The sequence below is a fragment of the Syntrophomonas erecta subsp. sporosyntropha genome, from assembly GCF_055395365.1.
This window is the reverse complement of sequence record NZ_AP042459.1, coordinates 2,553,921-2,573,282: the sequence shown is the minus strand read 5'-3', so window position 1 is coordinate 2,573,282 and position 19,362 is coordinate 2,553,921. Positions and strand designations below refer to the sequence as shown.

Annotated in this window: 13 protein-coding genes; 4 read left to right on the top strand and 9 right to left on the bottom strand. The window is 42.1% G+C overall.

Going from position 1 to position 19,362, the window contains the following annotated elements; translation table 11 throughout:
* Positions 1–254 precede the first annotated feature (254 nt).
* From ACZ5Q0_RS12510 to ACZ5Q0_RS12495, 4 genes are all read left to right on the top strand, one after another.
* Positions 255–929, top strand: a complete 675-nt coding sequence (locus ACZ5Q0_RS12510) for a response regulator transcription factor (RefSeq protein ID WP_446820352.1) — start codon at positions 255–257, stop codon at positions 927–929.
* The gene (locus tag ACZ5Q0_RS12505) at positions 926–1,969 is read left to right on the top strand and encodes a sensor histidine kinase (protein WP_446820353.1); all 1,044 of its coding nucleotides are present in this window, start codon (positions 926–928) and stop codon (positions 1,967–1,969) included. The genes ACZ5Q0_RS12510 and ACZ5Q0_RS12505 overlap by 4 nt, the downstream gene beginning before the upstream one ends.
* Before the next feature lie 89 nt (positions 1,970–2,058).
* A complete protein-coding gene (locus tag ACZ5Q0_RS12500; protein WP_446820354.1) occupies positions 2,059–3,291 on the top strand; it encodes a D-alanyl-D-alanine carboxypeptidase family protein in 1,233 nt (410 codons plus the stop codon).
* Between the two features lie 152 nt (positions 3,292–3,443).
* Entirely contained in the window at positions 3,444–3,620 is a 177-nt protein-coding gene (locus tag ACZ5Q0_RS12495; RefSeq protein ID WP_446820356.1) for a hypothetical protein, read from the top strand.
* Positions 3,621–3,715: 95 nt separating this feature from the next.
* Here ACZ5Q0_RS12495 and ACZ5Q0_RS12490 read toward each other — a convergent pair whose 3' ends face one another.
* The 9 genes from ACZ5Q0_RS12490 to ACZ5Q0_RS12450 all read right to left on the bottom strand — a co-directional run bounded on the left by ACZ5Q0_RS12490 (position 3,716) and on the right by ACZ5Q0_RS12450 (position 19,145).
* On the bottom strand, positions 3,716–5,788 hold the full coding sequence (locus ACZ5Q0_RS12490; RefSeq protein ID WP_446820358.1) for a DNA topoisomerase III: 2,073 nt from the start codon (positions 5,786–5,788) through the stop codon (positions 3,716–3,718).
* A gap of 67 nt (positions 5,789–5,855) precedes the next feature.
* The gene (gene nadA, locus ACZ5Q0_RS12485; protein WP_446820360.1) at positions 5,856–6,779 is read right to left on the bottom strand and encodes a quinolinate synthase NadA; all 924 of its coding nucleotides are present in this window, start codon (positions 6,777–6,779) and stop codon (positions 5,856–5,858) included.
* A 189-nt stretch (positions 6,780–6,968) separates the two neighbouring features.
* Complete coding sequence (locus ACZ5Q0_RS12480) at positions 6,969–7,571, bottom strand: TetR/AcrR family transcriptional regulator (RefSeq protein WP_446820361.1); 603 nt, start codon at positions 7,569–7,571, stop codon at positions 6,969–6,971.
* Positions 7,516–10,656, bottom strand: coding sequence for an efflux RND transporter permease subunit (locus tag ACZ5Q0_RS12475; protein ID WP_446820362.1), 3,141 nt, complete (start codon positions 10,654–10,656; stop codon positions 7,516–7,518). Before ACZ5Q0_RS12475 ends, ACZ5Q0_RS12480 begins: the two co-directional genes overlap by 56 nt.
* Positions 10,656–11,765, bottom strand: coding sequence for an efflux RND transporter periplasmic adaptor subunit (locus tag ACZ5Q0_RS12470; protein WP_446820364.1), 1,110 nt, complete (start codon positions 11,763–11,765; stop codon positions 10,656–10,658). The genes ACZ5Q0_RS12475 and ACZ5Q0_RS12470 overlap by 1 nt, the downstream gene beginning before the upstream one ends.
* Positions 11,766–12,109: 344 nt before the next feature.
* Positions 12,110–13,423 (bottom strand): TrkH family potassium uptake protein, encoded by a 1,314-nt coding sequence (locus ACZ5Q0_RS12465; RefSeq protein WP_446820366.1) that lies wholly within the window; start codon positions 13,421–13,423, stop codon positions 12,110–12,112.
* Between the two features lie 3 nt (positions 13,424–13,426).
* Entirely contained in the window at positions 13,427–14,083 is a 657-nt protein-coding gene (locus tag ACZ5Q0_RS12460; protein WP_446820368.1) for a potassium channel family protein, read from the bottom strand.
* A gap of 152 nt (positions 14,084–14,235) precedes the next feature.
* Positions 14,236–17,907 carry an AAA family ATPase gene (locus tag ACZ5Q0_RS12455; RefSeq protein ID WP_446820370.1) on the bottom strand — a complete coding sequence of 1,224 codons (3,672 nt, stop codon included), beginning with the start codon at positions 17,905–17,907 and terminating at the stop codon, positions 14,236–14,238.
* Positions 17,908–17,918: 11 nt separating this feature from the next.
* Positions 17,919–19,145 (bottom strand): exonuclease SbcCD subunit D C-terminal domain-containing protein, encoded by a 1,227-nt coding sequence (locus tag ACZ5Q0_RS12450; protein WP_446820372.1) that lies wholly within the window; start codon positions 19,143–19,145, stop codon positions 17,919–17,921.
* Between the last annotated feature and the right edge of the window lie 217 nt (positions 19,146–19,362).

The window sequence follows — 19,362 nt, the reverse complement described above, 5'->3', positions numbered from 1 at the left end:
CTTTAATGAATGCGAATTTATGAAGGCCTTCATAAAGAATCTTATCCTTAATATGAATTTACATCCATGTATAAAGCGAACAAAAGCTCTTAAATTCCTTACATTTTTGTAAGATGCAATATTCCTGGAATGTGCTATCTTAAAAAGAGATAAGAAGGCTAGAAATAATATATAGTCTGGAATTGTAACGGGATACTACATATCCAAAAACCTGTGCAATGATTAAAAACAGCTAAGCTGACTGAGGGATGCTAATGTTTAAAATCATGTTAGTGGAAGATGATCCTAAGCTGAGGGATATCATTCTTGAAAATCTTAACAAATGGGGCTTTGCGGGAGGAGCCGTAGAAGATTTTAATGAGCTTATTCAGGAATTTTTACGCTTTGAGCCTCACCTGGTTTTAATGGATATTAATCTGCCTGCCTTTGATGGTTTTTATTGGTGCAGTAAGATACGGGAATTATCCAAAGTACCCGTGTTATTTATTTCTTCTCGGGACAGTAATATGGATATTATCATGGCGATTAATATGGGCGGTGACGATTTTATCATTAAACCATTTTCCCTGGAGGTATTAATAGCCAAAATTAAGGCTCTCTTACGTAGAACCTATTCATATGTTGATTCTGAAACCCTGGCAGTTGAACATAATGGAGTAGTACTAAACATGAAGAATAATCATCTGCAATACCAGGAAGAAGTTGTTGAGCTGACCCGCAATGAGTTTAAAATAGTCTATATGCTAATGAAGAATCAGGGGCGAGTAGTAAGTCGTGATCAATTAATGCGAGGTTTATGGGAGGATGAGAATTTTGTTGACGATAATACACTTACTGTCAACATCAACCGTCTGCGCCGCAAACTATTGGAAATTGGTCTTAAAGATTTCATTCATACCAGAAAGGGGCAGGGGTATATTATTCCATGAGACTATATGAGTATCTACTGGACCGAAAATATCTAATTCTCTTTTATCTATTACTGATGTTCTTTGTCACGGCGGTAATTTCACTCGACCCGGGCGGACGGGTAAACATGAATAATGTCATATATATTAATGGTGTGGCACTATTCCTTTTTATTATTTATCTTCTGGGGAGCTTTGTATTCAAACAGCAGTTTTACCGGCAATTTCAAAAAAGCCTGGAAGAAAACCCTGGTGGAATTATCCATACCATGCCTACCCCTGGTACATATGAACAAAGGCTGTATCGAAAACTACTGGAGAAAATCTATCTAGAACAAAAAAACTATTTAGAAAAACTCTATACACAGCGCAAAGAGGACCTGGAGTTTACAAACAGCTGGGTTCATGAAATCAAGACCCCTTTGGCTACCAGCCACCTGCTGATTGAAAATAGCCGGGGCAAATGCCCAGATGGCATTTTGGATAGCCTGGAGGAAGAACTGGTTCGTATGGACGGATTGGTAGAACAAGTTCTTTACTACGCCCGCAGGGACGATTTTGCCAAGGATTATTTTATCCAGGAACACGAATTGAAACCTCTCATAAATGAACTGGTAAAAAATCATGCCCGAACTTTTATCAGTAAAAAGATCCGCATCACTATAGATCGTATCGATATTATGGTGCTAACTGATCGAAAATGGCTGATGTTTATTCTTAGTCAAGTCTTAAGTAACTCCCTTAAATATACCCATGAAGGAGGGTCAATTAGCATTTACGCTGAGGAGAATACTGAAGAGAAAAGACTGGTAATCGTTGATAACGGAATAGGTATAAAAGCCGAAGATATTGGTCGGGTCTTTGACCGGGGATTTACCGGTTATAATGGCAGGATTTTCAGCAAATCTACGGGTATGGGCCTATATCTGGCCAGAAGCCTGGCCCGTAAACTGGGCCATGAGATGACAATAGAATCCGAGTTTAAAAAATACACCAGGGTAACAATCCACTTCCCCCGCCTGGGTGACTATTATAGGCAAGTGTATAGGCAAGTGACATAATCTCCACCAGCAGAAACAGCATGGTTCCGGTTAAAAATTAAATAGCTTATAATAGAAATGTTAATTTTTTTACTGGAGAGTACAAAATTATGTCACAAAAATCTTATCTTGTTTATCTACTGCTGCTGACCGTAGCGTGTTTATTTTTTACAGCGCCTAGCACCGCCAGGGCTGATACCTTACCTGCTGATACTATAAGCGCTCAGGCCTATGTGTTAATGGATGCTGATTCAGGGAAATTACTAGCCTCCAAAAACCCACATCGGCGTTTACCTCCTGCTAGTATGACCAAGTTAATGACCCTACTTCTTACCCTGGAAGCACTTGATGAGGGTGAGGCCGATAAAAATGATCAGGTAGTTAGCAGTAAATACGCCTGCTCCATGGAGGGAACAAGCATCTACCTTGAGCCAGGGGAAATAATGACCCTAGACGATATGATAAAAGGTATGACACTGGCATCAGCTAATGATGCCAGTGTAGCTGTAGCGGAATATCTCGCCGACAGTGAAACCGCATTTGTAGAAGAAATGAATCAAAAAGCCAGGGAAATAGGTATGAAGGACACGTTCTTTAAAAATGTCAACGGCTTACCAGCAGATGGTCATTATAGTTCGGCCTATGATATGGCCCTCTTGGCCAAATACACTCTGGCTAACACTTCTATCACCGATTATACTTCTTTAAAGCAGCATAATCTTCGTCAGGGTGAATATGTAATCTCTAACAGTAATAGATTGCTCTGGCGCTATGCAGGTGCAGATGGTTTGAAAACTGGATACACTTCCGAGGCTAAAAACTGCCTGGTTGCTACCGCAAAACGTGATAATCTGCGGCTTATTGTGGTGGTTATGGGTTGCCCCATGCGGGGTGGACACACCCAGGATGCTATGACCTTATTGGACTATGGCTTCGACCATTATTCTGCCATGCACATAATAGATAAAGGAACCGTTTGCGGTACAGTTAAAGTCCGCGGCGGAGTAGTTAAACAGGTGGAAGCAGTGGTCGCAGAAGAGATAAATGCCATTTATCCCAAAATCCGGGGTGGTTCCTTCAGCCGCCATCAGGAACTAGATTCTCGCCTTAAAGCACCAGTCAAACGCGGTCAGAAAGTTGGAGAAACCTTGATTTTTGAAGATGGAAAGCTGCTTAAAAAGGTGGATTTATTAGCGGCTAATGATGTCCCCCGTCTTAACCTGGCCGGTCGCGTAGGTCAGATTCCCTGGGGGTTTAAAGTTTTTATCGCCTTCATAATTGCGGTCAGTTATATTAGAAACCGACGCATAAAATTACATAAAAATCGAGTCAGAAAATTTTAATTTAAAATTTTTAAAGGAACCTTCCTGTATTTCACAGGAAGGTTCCTTTTTTCAGGATATAACCGAATGTTTATGAACTTCCGCTAACTTGTATTCAGCCAGAATAATACCTGCATTAGTAGATAACACTATTTATGAAAGGAGGTGAGTCAATGGATCAAAGGAGAATATTAGAATCATGTATCTCTCATATAAATAATGCCAAAGCAGATATTGAGACACTTAACTCGAAATCAACCAGTTCCAAAACTAAACAGGAATTTGGCTTAGCTTACGATGCCTTAAATGATTGTATCAACCACTGTAGTACCGGTGTAGAGCATCTTTAAAACTTCTTATCAAGTACAGCCCTTGATCCGCCCAGGGCTGTAAATTTTACATAAAAAAGCATTTTCCCTTCTTTTGCGCAGTATTATCCTCCGGCTTACTCATCCCTGGAGTAGTTTTGTTTTTCAGCCAGAGCTGCCTTAAGAAGTTCCCCCAGATTAGTGCCCAGATCTTCTTGGTCACTGTACTGCTTTATTAACTTTTGCGTGGCACGACTGGAACTTCTTCCCCGTCCAAATGGATCACCCTTTTCCGGCTGACGGTAACCGCAAGAGCGATCAGGACAGGCTAACATTTTACCCCTCTTTCCATTAACTATTAGCATATACCGACCACACAAGGGGCATTTAGTTTTGGAGATGTTGTCTGCTTTATAAACCGTGGTAGAAGCACGGATGCTTTGCACTAGTTGAGCTGCATCCTTACGAATATCCAACATGAAGCTTGTTTTATTAGCCTGCCCTCCGGCTATATCAGTAAGCCTTTGTTCCCACCGGGCAGTAAGTTCAGGGGTTCGCAGAGCTGGAGGCACCAGATTAATGAGCTGGACCCCCTTAGAAGTTGGCACTAATTCCTTACCATGTCGTTCAATATAGCTGGTATGAATAAGTTTCTCTATTATTTCAGCACGGGTTGCCGGGGTCCCTAACCCACTACTTTTAATCGACTCGCGTAAATCTTCATCCCTTACTAGCTTACCGCAATTTTCCATAGCGGTTAGCAAAGTGCCCTCAGTAAAGCGCGCCGGAGGCTGGGTTTTATGTTTACTCACTTTACAGTTTTTAACCTGAACTTTTTCCCCTTTATGATGAGCCGTTAAAGTCTGTTCAGGTACCTTATCTTCAACAGCTTTCCTCTGTTCTTCAGCCCCCATCTGGACCGCCCGCCAGCCCCGATCAGTTTCAACCTTGCCCCGGGAATAGAATCTCTCTCCATTAACTTCTGTGATAATAGTAGTCTGATTGAAACGGTAAGGTGGGTACAATACCGCCAGAAAGCGGCGGGCAATCAAGTCGTATAGCCTTTTTTCTTCTATACTTAAAGCCGTCAGGTTTAAAGGCTGTTCCGTGGGAATAATGGCATGATGATCAGTCACCTTTGTGTTATCGACAAAACGTTTACCAGGTTGGAGTGGTTTCCCCAGAAGTGGCCGGGTCATTGCTGCATAAGGTCCCACCCCCATGCCTCGCAAACGGGCCGCCAGCGTGGGCACGATGTCACTGGTAATGTAGCGGGAATCGGTCCTGGGGTAAGTCACTAGTTTATGCTGCTCATATAATTTCTGCAACACGGCTAAGGTTTTCTGGGCTGACCAGCTAAAGCGCTTATTGGCATCCCGCTGTAATTCTGTCAGATCATAAGCCCGTGGCGAAGGATCGCTTTTGGCTTCCGTCTTTACCTCCTTGACCCGTCCTGGTTGACCTTTGATTTGCGCCTCGATTTGCCGCGCTTGGGCCTGGTCATAAAAACGATTACCATTTGGACCACGCCAGTCACCAAAGTAACTGCCAAAATCAGCCCTTACAGTCCAGTAGTCAACCGGCACAAATTGCTTAATCTCATTTTCCCGGTTTACAATCATGGCCAGAGTAGGAGTCTGAACCCGTCCGGCATTAAGCTGGGCATTGTGCTTACAGGTTAAGGTCCGGGTAACATTAAGTCCTATAAGCCAGTCAGCTTCTGCCCGGCAAACGGCTGCAGCATACAAATTATTGTAGGTTGAACCCGGTTTTAAACGGGTAAAACCTTCTTGGATAGCTTTATCTGTCTGTGATGAGATCCATAGGCGCCAAAAAGGCTTTTTCCAGTTAGCCTTTTCCATAATCCACCGGGCCACCAATTCCCCTTCACGCCCGGCATCAGTAGCAATCACCATATCCTTGATATCTTTTCTTTTCATAAGGTCTTTTATTATCCGAAACTGATGGGCAGTCTGACGTATGATTTTAAGCTTCATCCTTTCCGGCAGCATAGGCAGATCCTCCATACGCCATTCCTTTAATCTAGTATCGTAATCATCAGGCTCGGCCAGAGTGACTAAATGTCCCAAAGCCCATGTAACTACATACCGCCGGCCTTCCATATAACCCTTGGCTTTATGGTTACACCCTAAAACCCGGGCAATTTCCCGAGCCACACTAGGCTTTTCCGCTAAAACCAGAGATTTCATACTCTATACCTCAATTCTTTTAGTACATTATACTTTTACTTTAATTAAAACTATTTAACTGCCTCTGTCAACTTTCCGACCACTCAATCATTTTTTCCAGTGCTTCTAAGGCTTGCCCCCTAACATCTTCACTAACTGTAACTACTGTTTCCCTGTTTAAGATGGAATAATGAATTTTTTCCAGCGTAATACTCTTCATATTTGGACAAATAAGTTCTTCCGAGGCCAGCACTAGTTGTTTATCAGGACAACTGGTGCTCATAGTATGGAAAATACCACATTCTGTAGCGATAATTAAGACCTGATGGTTAGTCTCTCGGGCATAGCTAACTATTCCGGCAGTGCTGCCTACATAATCTGCTAACTCCTGCACTTCTGGCCGGCACTCTGGATGTACTAGTACTGCTGCCTCCGGATACTGACTTTTTAGTGTTTTTATATTATCTGCTTTTACACAATCATGAATGGGGCAACAGGAAGGATAAGTATCCAGGTCCCTATGCAACTGGTTTACTACATACTGCCCCAGATTTCGATCCGGCAAAAACAGCACCTTTTGATCTGGTTTTAATTTTGAGATAATACGGGAAGCATTGGAAGAAGTACAGCAAACATCACTTAATGCTTTCACCGCTGCAGGTGTATTTACATAACTTACCACCGCAGCATCTGGATTTTTCTTCTTATATTCGATAATATCATTTAATTTAACCTGGTTAGCCATAGGACAGGTTGCCTTCGGTTCTGGACTAAGAATAGTCTTATCAGGGCACAAAATTGCCGCCGTCTCCGCCATAAAATCGACTCCTGCTACCAGGATAACCGGCATAGAACTATTCCGTGCAGCCACAGCCATTGAATATGAATCACCTACATAGTCAGCTATTTCTTGAATTTCAGGACGTTGGTAGAAGTGAGCTAATATAAAGATGGAATTTTTATTTTTAAGATATAGAATTTCATCCATTAATTCACGTTCTTGCAGATTCATTTTGACCACCTTTCCCCATAATATAGTAAGATGCAGAAGACCTTAATACTGGTTACCGCCAATTCCAATAGGTTCTCCCCTTAATGATTGCTATTATTATAATCCCTAGTATTGTTATAGGCAAGGTAGAATATTGAGGTAAACAATGGGGGCCAGCGGGAGGAAGCAAAGGGACCGTCCCTTTGCTTTCTATGGTTTAAAGAGATTAAGTAGGAAGTCAATTAATCCCCGGTCAGTATCGTTTTTTTCTGTAGGGAGTTCGGTCATAAAATGGTTTATTACGGTATGTTGTAGAACCCCTATAAAGCATTTTGAGGCAAGAAGAGGATTTAGGTCTGTCTTAAATAAACCCTCTTCTAGGCCCTGTTTTATAATAATTTGGATTAGATCGGTATAATGCCCTATAATATTGCGTACTAAATCCTGGCATTTCTGATCCCTAATGCTAAGCGATTCACCGAAGATAAGCCGGGGTATACCCTGATTATCCTTTAGCATATCCAGGTGTGCTTCAAAAATGAGTATTAATTTATTATAAGGATCAGCCTCACTGCCCTGTATATTATTACTGGTTTCTATGAGCCGGTCGGTGAAAGTCTTGATCAAGGTTCGCAGTATATCTATCTTACTATCAAAGTGTTTAAAAATAGTGGCTTCGGCAATCCCTACCCTCTTGGCTATCGCAGCCGTAGTAAGTGCCTCTATTCCTGACTCGCCTATCATTTCCAAGGTAGCATTAAGAATTTGCGCTCTCCTGACACTGGCCGGTTGTGAGGTTGCCCGTGCTGTCATTTCCTTTTACCTCCTTTATTGATTGTCTTCTATCCATAATAGAATACATAACGGGAATGACAATCATAGTCAACAAAGTAGCCGTTGCTAAACCACCTATCTCAGATATTGCTAATGGAGAAAACCGTTCCGCCCCTAAAGACCATTCCAACGCTAATGGAAGCATACCGGCTATAGCAGCAATAGCAGTCATCATTATGGGACGAAACCGTATATTAATAGCCTTGAGCAAGGACTCTTTAAGACTGTGCCCCATTTCCCGCATACGATTAGTATAGTCTACCAGAAGTATGGAGTTGTTTACTACCGTGCCAGCTAGCAGGATAAAGCCCAGCATTACTGGCATGGAAACCGGTTTAGAACTATACAAAAGTGCTAATGCTACCCCGATAACTACCAGGGGAATGGCCAGCATAATAACTAATGGATATATAAATGAGCGAAATTGGGCTAGTAAAACTAAATAAACTCCTATTATAGCCATTATCAATGCCTTTTTCAGGTCTTGTGATGATTCCTGTAAATCAGTTTGTTCTCCGGCTATTTTGATTTCATAGCCGTTTGGTACCTTAATCTTGTCCAGGGCTTTTTCTATATCCGCAATGATAAAGCTAAAAGTTCTATTATGGGGAAAGCCTAGTATATCAATAGTTTCCCGGTTATTTTCCTGGGAAATAAGGGATGGTCCCCATTCTTTTTCAATGTTAGCAACTGCCCGTAAAGGAATCATCTGACCGCTAGGAGTCGTCAATAATATATTCTCTATATCAGACCAGTTGTAGTTATTATGAATGGAGTAGTCTACAACCACCGGAAGATCCCTGTCCGATTTGAGATTTGATACCGGGATATCTTCAGTTGATTGGAACACCTGGTTAGCTATAGAACGGGTAGATAGTCCATATTCTGCGTATGATTTTGGATAGATCCTAATCTCCGGGTTATTAAGATACCAATTCCGGTAAAGATTAACTACTCCTGGTACAGCTACGATTTCCTTCTCTACTTCACCGGCCAGGTAATTGAGCACCTCGGTATCACTACCTACAATTTGAATGTCTATCGGAGCTGTGGTCGTTGGCACGGCGGTAGCCCCTTCCTCTTTAATTACAAACGTATCTATTTCAGGTATACGGGAAATTTTCTTTCTAATTCTATCTTGAATTTCCCATATAGTCTCATTTCTTTCTTTACGCGAAGTTAATTCTATCTCAATGGTGGCTTGATTTACCCCTAGAACACCAGAGCCCCCAATAAAGTGGCTATCGATTTCATAGCCGATTTGGGTATTATAATTAACCACGTTTTTTTCATCTGCTAATAACTGCTCAATACGGCTGACCACTGTACTGGTTTTAGCAAGTGAAGAACCAGGATCAGCCTGAATATTTATTATAAATGACCCGGAATCAAATCGGGGTAGAGCTTCGACACCTAACATTCTCATCATTATTACCCCTACCAACATAATACTTACAGCAATGCCTACGGTTTTTTTACGATGCCTGAGCCCCCAGTTTACTGCTTTAATATAAAATCCCCTCAGTTTATCGATAGTCATTAAAAAAGGATGAGCGATAAGCTTCAGTACTTTATCCCCCTTACTCCAGGAAGTGTAACCCACTAATACTGTAAACAGAGGGATGATTATGGTAGAAACTAAAAAAGAAACACTTAATGTAATAATTAAGGTAGATGCTAAAGGGCCAAATATTTTACCTACAAATCCTTTTATGAAAAGTAATGGTATAAGTACAATAATGGTAGTTAAAGCCCCGGCTGCCAGGGGTAGAATGACTTCTTTGGTACCCTCCAGTGCGGCCAGAAAGGGGGGCTCCTGTAGTGCTTGACGATGACGCACTATATTTTCCACTACAACTATGGTCTGGTCTATTACAAAGCCGACACTTAAAATCAGAGCGGAAAGCGTAATTAAATTTAAGCCAATTCCCATGACCTGCATAGTGGCAAATGTCCCCAGGTAAGTTAAAGGCATGGCAACAGCCACTATAAACGATTGGATAAAGCTGCCTAAAAAAAGTAATATCACAATGGCAGCCAGCAGCATAGCTTCGACTACACTTTCGGTCATATTGCCAACCACTTGCTGGGTGAAAGTAGCATCACTGCTGGCTATTTTAAATTCCAGTGCCGGGTAATGCTGAGATAGTTCGGTCAGGCAATCCTCTATATTTTTAACTACATCGATAATATTCGCACCATCTTTTTTTAATATTTGCAGGGCGAGAGATTCTTCGCCATTGACACGGAAAATGCTAGTTGGGGTAGCCGTTGAGTCCTTAATTTCGGCAACATCCTCCAGGGTTATAAATCGATGCGGATTATCCTCAATAACCAGATTTTTTATTTCTTCAATGCTGTCAGCCTGCTTGATAATCCTGAGCGAGTAACGATCGTCGTTATTAGCATAATTTCCGCCTGGTAAAGTCAGGTTGTTCTGGGCAATAATAGCCTGAACCATTTGCAGGGAAATCCCCAAATCTTCTAACTTGTCCCTATCTATATCAATATTAACCTGTGCCGGAATACCACCAAATATATCCACTGCTGCAACTCCGTCTACCCGTTGCAGTTCATTTACTATATCCCCATCAACTAGTTCATACACTGCTTCAGGACTAAGCTGGGAGGATGATACACCAATAGTCATTATGGGACGGTTGGCGGTGCTGAATTTTTGTACACGCGGTTCCCCAATGTTAGCCGGCATACTACCTTTAATATGGCTGATGGCATTTTGGGTATCTACAGCTGCACTATCTATATTAACACCGTAAGCGAACTCAACTTCTACTACCGATAAGCCCGCCTGGGATATGGAACGGGTATTTTTAACCCCATCTAAAGCAGCAAATTCCTCCTCCATAGGCTCCGATACCTGGTCCTTTATATCTTCAGCCGACATACCCGGACAGGGGGTAACTACATTTACTATTGGCGGAGCCGTATCAGGGAATAGATCAACCGGGATATTCTGTTTTGCATAAACTCCTAGTAATACCGTAGCAATAACTAGTGAAAAGATTAAATATTTATGTTTTAGGCAAAATTCCACCCATTTCACTATTTAAGGTCCTCCTTATCCTGGTATTGGTAAATAGTACATTTATCGTAAAGTTTATTTAAACTGGAGGTGCAAACTTTTTGACCACTGTTAAGACCGGATTTAATTTCGATAAACTTATGGTTTTTAAGACCGGTTTCAACTGCCTGCTTAATGGCTTGATTATCCTTTATTAAAAAAACATAATTTTTATCCCCTTCAGTAAGTAAAGCTTCCCGTGGGACTAGAATAGCTTGGCTTTTTTCATCGGTTATAAAGTCCACCTTAACATTCATACCAGGATAAAACCCATACTCTGAAATATGATCCTCACTCAGGTTAAGTTTTACCGGTGCCGTCCTGGTTTGCTGATCAATTGATTTATTAACCTTTAAAACTGAAGTCTGAAATACTGAATTATGGGCAGTTACTTTAACCTGATTACCTGGTTTTATGGCAGCCAAATCACCTTGTAAAACATTAGCCGAAATCACCATATTATCAATTGATTCTAACGCTAGTAAAGGCTGTCCCGGAACAATGACATCCCCTGGGTATTTGAAAATCTGTTTTACATACCCGTTTACCGGCGCATATATATTGGTACTTTCCACATTAGTTTGGGCATCCTTTAACATAGCTTCAGCTTCTTCTATAGAGGCACAGGCTAAATCGTATTTATATACTGCTTCTTCAAATGATTTAGCAGCCAAAGCACCTTTTTCATAGAGAGTTTCGGAACGCTGCAACTCTTTTTTTAAATATTCTTCCGTCAAACGAGCTGATTCCAGTTTTTTTACGGCTATTTCCAGTTTATTGGTATACTGTTCTCCTTCTAAAGCTGCTATAAGCTCGCCTTTAGACACTAATTGCCCTTCCTCCACCAGCATTGTTTTTATGGGGGCGGCCACTTCCGAAGATAGGGATGTTATGTACTCAGGTTCTATAATACCTGCATAGGTAATACTGCTGGATATGGCTCCTTTTTGCACCATTGCCGTTTTTACCGGAATACCCTGTCCAGTTGTAACAGCCGGTTCTCCCCGCAGATGGGCTATTTTACCTGCAGTAAAAATGACTATAAGTATAATTGCTGTCAACAGTAATAATTTCCCACTTTTTGTTCCCATTAATTTATCACTTACCCTCCTATCTGAATAGGTGAGTGATCACTCACTCACCATTTATTTTAAGATAGATAATAATTGAGAATTTAGCAATAGTCTTTTAGTCCCAAGAGGTTTTTTTATCAGTTTAACGGCCGGCTAGACATAGAGTTCTCTTAAGCTTTAGATAGCTATAATTAACATCGGTAGCTTAAATTGCTCAATAATTCTCTGGTAGGCTAAAGAGGGGATTTTTCATAAGTAGATGAGTTTATCTTAAGCTGTCTTAGACTTGCAGAAAAAGGTCCGGCCGTAAGGGTACCACTCTAAGGGTATAATAATGCTCCCAATAGGGCCGGACACGAAAATTAGCCAATCATAATACGATCTTCTGGATAGCGCAGATTAGGCTGCATGGGCTGGTGAGCCAGGGCTAGTCCGACGGTTATGGGACCCAGCCGTCCAAAAAGCATGGTAATGGTAATGATAATCTGACCTAATGAGGTTAAATAAGGGGTTAGCCCCATGCTCAATCCAACCGTACCAGTGGCGGATACTACTTCGAACAATACCCTGGCAAAATCATGATGCTGAAGCGAGAGCAGCAGGGTACTAACAAATATGACCACAATAGATAAAATAGCAATGGTCATAGCCCGAGCCACGTCCTGGGAAGGAATTCTGCGCTTGGCAATTTCCACATCCCGTTTTCCCCGAAAAATACTCCATACCGTCATACAAAGTAATATAAAAGTAGTAACCTTGATGCCGCCCGCGGTTGAACCTGGGGATCCGCCGATAAACATTAGACCCATAAGCACTATCTGGGTCGGCAGCATCATAGCCCCTACATCAATAGTGGCAAAACCACAGGTACGTGTAGAAGACATAAAAAAAGATACCAAGAGTTTTTCTGATCCGGTAAAATTAGCCAGGGAATTAGTGTACTCCAATCCTAAAATAAGTAACATGCCTGCAATAATGATAAATCCAGTCCCACTTAATACTAGACGGGCATGTAATGATAAATGCCCACTGCGGCGATAATTAAATACCTCATAAATTACTAAAAATCCCAAACTACCAGTGATAAACAAGGTGGAAATAGTCAAAACAACCACTATGTCACCGGCAAAAGCGTGCAGGCTCTGGAAATTACCAAATAGATCAAATCCAGCATTATTAAAAGCAGAAACAGAATGAAATAGCCCATACCACAGGGATTTTTTCACTCCCATTACCGGTAACCAGTGCAGGAACAAAATTATGGCACCGATAAGCTCTATAACCAGGGAGAAAACCAGGAGATAGCGAAAAACCCCCATCATACCTTCCATAGAGTGGCGGTTAAGGGCAAACTGGAGAACAATTTTCTGTTTTAAATCAATTCTGCGCTTAAGTAATATTACAAAAAAGGTGGCAAAGGTCATCACACCCAGACCACCTACCTGAATCAATAAAAGAATAACTAATTGCCCGGCAAATGACCAATGGGTAACGGTATCTACCACCACCAGACCTGTAACACAAAGAGCTGATACCGAGGTAAATAAGGCTGTTAAAAAATTCGGATTCCCTGATTTGACTGCCCAGGGCATGGTAAGCAGTAGGCTGCCCACTAACGCTATGATGAGGAAGGTGCTCACCAGTACGTTAGGAGGACTGACTTTGTTTCCCTTCATGTTTTAATCCATCTCACCAAGTTTTTCCAAGCGCCGGGTGGGTCCTAAAGCCACCAAAATATCATCTTTTTTAATCCGCTGCTGGGCATGAGGTGATATGATAATTTCCTGACCACTGCGAATAGCAATAATAGTTATATCCATACGCTGACGAATAGCTATTTCCTCTAATGATCGTCCTACAAAAGAAACCGGGGTTATTAATTCCAGTATCCCGTAATCCGAAGATAGCTGGATTTGTTCAATAATACTGTTGGAAACCAGGTTACAGGCTAACCGGAGAGCCATGTCTCTTTCTGGATAAATAACCATGTCAATACCCAGCTTTTCTAATACCTTACCATGCATGTGGTTTTGTGCTTTAGCGATTATCTTTCGTACCCCCAGTTCTTTAAGGGTAATACTAGTTAAAATGCTGGCTTCGATATCTCCTCCTATACCAACAATGACTGCATCAAAGCTGGCTACATCCAGGGCTTTAAGTACTTTTTCATCCATAGCATCTGCTTGCACAGCATGGGTAGCAATGGCAGCAACATAATCTATCCGGTCTTCGTTATTATCTATAGCTAACACCTGATGTCCCAGGCGTATCAGTTCCTCCAGTAAACTATAACCAAAGCGGCCCAGGCCTATCACGACAAACTGCTTTTTTTTCAACAATAAACCCTCCTGTATAAACATTACCTATCAATAATTAGCCGTAATTTAGCCATATTTCGTGAGTTGTTTTATCGATTCCTATTATAAGATATTACCAATATAAAAACTCCTACCAAGCATAGTATTATAGCTATTATAACGGTTATGTATCAGGCCGACTGGCAACCGGGACCGGTGATAACACTGTGACCGCTATTCTGCGGAATAACCTGTATCTGGGTACATATCCGCTCTTTAATTGCCGGGACATGGGAAATAATCCCGATAATTTTTCCTTCCTGCTGAAGCCCGGCCAAAGTATCCAGAGCCGTCTCCAAAGCATCTTCATCTAGGGTTCCAAAGCCTTCGTCGAGAAAAAGTGAGTCTACCCTGACATTACGACTGGACATCTGTGACAACCCCAGAGCTAAAGCCAGGCTAACTATAAAGCTTTCGCCACCGGAAAGATTTTTGGTGGAGCGGATTTCCCCGGCCTGGTAATTATCTATCACGTTTAATTCTAACGGATAACTACTATCACAAACTAATAGATAGCGTTCTGTCATCTTTTGAAGGTGACGATTAGCATGATTAACCATGATCTGAAAGGTGATCCCCTGGGCAAAATTCCGGTATTTCTTCCCATCAGCAGACCCAATCAGTTCATGAAGAATATCCCAACGGTTACATTCTTTTTTCTGGGCTTCGATTTTATCCAGGTGTTTTTGTTGTTTAAGATGCAGCTTTTTATTTTCAGCCAAGCGAATTCTAGCGGCAGCTATATCCTGCTGCAGATCTTTCAGGCAGGCCAAATCGGTAGTTAAGTCCTGTTTTATCAGTTCCGGTTGCTGATGAGTAATCACCTTTTGCCTCTCATTTTTTAGTTGGCTGTTTTTATCTTTAATACGGATTTCCAATTCAGTCTGTTCCCGGCGTAACCTTTCCGCTTTCGCAGTTAAGCTGTCTCTTTCTTCAACCGTTAAACAAGCGGACTGGTAATCATCCTCATCGGCAAAACCAGCCTCGGTTAACCTTAGTTTCAGCTCCCTTTCCATCTGGGTTAATTCTTCGCCACGTTTTTGGGTGGAATCCTGCCAGGAAATAATACGCTCCTGTAACCAGGCTATGTCCTGTTCGATTTTTATACGATTGCCTTGGATTTTTTCCAATAATCCCTGGGCCTGGTCAACTGCCTCAGCTAGTACCTTCTCTTCCTTATCGGGATTTTTATCTCCATACATCAGGTGGCGTTCCCGGGTTATATGAGCCAGTTGATCGGTTAAGGTATTATACTCTTTTCTATGATGTTGTGAATCTTTGTCAAGTTTATCAAATAGTACCTTGTGTTTATCAATTTCAGCCTTTAAGTTAGCGATATTCTTTTCATAAACTGCCTTTTCTGCCTGTTTATCCTGCCAATCCTGGCGGCGTTTTTTTAACCCTTCCAATATGCCCGCAAAATCTTTAAGAGGTAGTTCCTTTATTCCATATACCGCTACCCTTTCCAGAGCTAATTGATAGTCACGATTTAATTGCTGCCCTTCGGTAGTACATTCTGCCATCAAACGCTGGTATTGGCCCTGGGCTACACTATGTTCATAACCAGCCTTTTCCGCCGCCTTTTCAAAGTTCGCCAAAGCCTTACGGGACGCATCCACAGCTTGGCGAAGTTTTTTCTCCCTTATCTCCTTTTGCTCTGCTTCAGCTATGATCTGGGAATACTGCTTTATCTGCATCTGGGTATCAGCCAGCCTTTTTTCTACTATTGGCAAACACTGTTCAGGCTCAGCCTTAATAGCTAATTGGGAAAGTAATTTATGGCATTGATCCTGTTCTTCATCCAGGATTGTTTTTTGTGACTTAATCTCACTTTGAGTCTGCTCAAGATCTTTTTCAATTTTGGCCTGCTTTACCAGCAAAACGGACATTCTCTGTTCAGTCTTTTCTAATTGATTTTTCATCTGAACAAGATTTAATTCCACTTCCCCAGCTACGGGTATATTACCCCTGGCATAGGGATGGTCGGTAGATCCACATAATGGGCAAGGCTGGTCATCTTCCAAACGGGCCCGCTCTTCCTCCAGGTCACGAATACGATTTAAAAGAGCCACCTCCACCTCAAGGTGGCTTATCTCCCGATTATATCCATCTTTTTTTTGACAGCACTCTTCTATATCCCGGATCAACTGTTCCTGAACCATACCTAATTGTTCCCAGTGGTTTTTTAATGATTTACATTTTTGTTCGAGTTGAGGTATTTTAAGCAGTACTTGCCGGAAGTTTTCCAACCGATTTTTGTCCTCTTTAAGTTCTTCTAACTCATCACGCCAGCTATTCAGCTCTCTACCGGTAAGAAGATCATCAATTTCCAGTATTAACTGCCTATGTTCCTGTTCATTCTTTGTGAACCTGGACTGGTATTCCTTCAGCTCTAATTCTAGTTGTAGATAAGCTTCCCGGGAATTTTTTTTGATATCATCAGCTGCGGCCAGTTCCTCACATTGCCTTTCATATCGGATGTTTTTTTCTTCTAGGATGGTGAACATTTGAATTATAGCAGATAGGTTTTCCACTAGTCCGGCATCTACACTATGCTTTAGGAGATGCTTTTCAATATTTTCTAAAGCTAGGCCCGATTGTTTTAGTACTTCCTCATTATCTTTTATTAACTGGCAACATTCCCCTTGTTCTTCTTCCATTTTCGTAATAAATGCTTCTAATTCCTTAAGCTGTATCTGCCTGTCCATTATGCGCAGATCCATTTCCCGAATTTTCTTTATTAAGGGGACTGCCTGCCTCTGGTTACTGCGAGCTTCCTCCAATTGTTTGTGGGCCCCTTCTTCTACCAGCCGGGCTTCATTAAGAGCAGCTATTTTGCCGGGAAGGCTCTGTTTGGCTTTGGTTAGCTCGTTAAACTCTTGCTGCTGCAGTTGACGCAGGCCGGTAACCTTTACGTAATCGCCCTGGAAGGTTAAAGCTCGATTAGCCCTTTCCAGCTTTTGGACATCGTTTTTAAAGGCCTCATCTCTTTCTTTAAACTCCTGCCATAGTTTATCAAGTTCGGCCAGTTCCTTTTTCAGTATAGCTATACCCTCAATCCAGACCAGGGCCTGGCGTAGGGACTCAATCTTCTGAGTTAATTTTTCTTCCTGATCCTGCTGTTCTGCCAACTTAGAGCATAATTCCTGTTCTGCCTCTTCACTGAGCAACTGTATTCCCGCTTGCTCCGCCTGTAAGTTTTCCAGGATTTCTCTTTCTAAGCCCCGGCGTATGTGAACCTGTTGCGAAATCTGGCTGTATATTTCTGTACCGGTGATTTGCTCTAAAATAGGAGCACGTTCGTCAGGGGGAGCTTGAAGAAATGCAGCAAAGCCGCCTTGGGCCAGCAGCATCGAACGAGTAAAGCGACTAAAATCCATACCAGTTAAACGTTCTATATATTCCGCCACATTCCTGAGTTTAGACTCTAACACCTGCCCCGTATCAGCCTCAACAATCTCCTGGCGGGGCATTTGTAATTCACCATCAGGCTTATTATGAGCCCGGTGTTGGCTCCAGTGACTGCGATACCTGCCAGCCTGGGTTTCGAAAGTAACCTCGGCAAAACACTCCCCCGTCTGCCGGGACATGATTTCATTACTGCTTTTGGTAACCTTATTTAAGCGGGGAGTACGTCCATATAAAGCCAGGCAAATGGCATCCAGAATAGTAGTTTTTCCGGCACCGGTTGGTCCGGTGATGGCAAATATACCATCAGAGGTATATTCAGGATGGGTAAAATCAATAGTCCACTCCCCCACCAGCGAATTTAAATTTTTAAAGCGCACATTGATTATCCGCATAACCTGCTCCTTTACTCATCCGATCCATCTTCATAAAGGGCTGCAACTGCTTCATTATAGACTCCTAAAAGCTCTTCCCGCTGTTCTGCCGGTATTTGATGGGCATCCAGACAGCGCATAAAAACATCAATAGTATCCAGATCGTCTAATGTTTCCTCACTGTTTATACTACTTAAAGCCTGTTGTAAAACACGGTCGTTTTTCACCCGCAGGATTTCCAAACTGGTTCCCTCGATAATTTCATCAAGGCGTTCCCGTAAGTTACCGATGATTTCTGCACCATTATAGATTATTTCCAACCATACATTACCGCCGCAAGTTTTAAGCTCTTCTAAACGATGCTGAATAGTTTTCCAGTCCCCGCTAATGCCCTCCAAGTTCTGAAAGATTGGTACAGGTAATAGAGAAACTTCTGGCTGCCTGCCATGAAAAACCACCTGGCATACATACTTATTACGAGCAGCTTCATTAAACCCCATAGCTAGAGGTGAACCACTATAACGCCTATTCTCTGCTCCTTCTACCTTTTGGGCCATATGCAAATGGCCTAGTGCCAGGTAATCAATACAGGCAGGAAAAGCATCGTTGCCCACCTGCCCCAGCGAACCTACATACAGGTTGCGCACCCCATCTCCTTCCACCGTCTGCCCGCCGGTGGTAAATAGATGTCCCATAGCAACTATGGGTACCATTTTCCCCAGCTGAACCCGAATTTGCTCTGCCTGGGCACAAACCTGCTGGTAATGTTCCTTAATCCCCTCTACCAGTTTACGTTCTTTATCGGCTGGGCTTTCACCAATCTCTGCCTTGCGAATGTCACGATCCCTTAAATAGGGAACGGCACAGACTATCAATTCCGGTTCACCTTGGGTATCCTTTAAGACCAGTATCTCATCATGGTAAGAATCGGTTATACATCCTATTACATGGACATTAAGAAAGCGCAGTACCTCCCGGGGAGCATTTAGGAAGGAAGGCGAATCGTGATTTCCGGCCGTAATAATCACATGTCGGCAGCTGGTTTTGGCAATCTCCACTAAAAACTGGTAATATAATTCCTGGGCCCGGTTACCGGGAGTACTATTATCAAACACATCACCAGCTACTAAAAGGATATCTACCTGCTCACCAGCAATTAAATCAGCCAGCCAGGCTAAAAAAGACCTATATTCTTCATACCTTTTACGTCCATATAATGAACGTCCGATATGCCAATCTGAGGTGTGAATCAACTTCATACATTAACTCTCCTTAACTGTACTCCCCTACCATTTTATATGACGTTATCTTTGTTCCAGACACTTTTTTTATCCATTATTACAGCACAAAAAGCAACGTCATAGTTTCCTATCATTCAAAACATGGGGTCCTTTCCAAACTAACTCCCTTTTACCTGATTATACATTAAGCGTCATCTATTTCTAGTTTCACCTGGAAACCCGAAACCACCTTAAC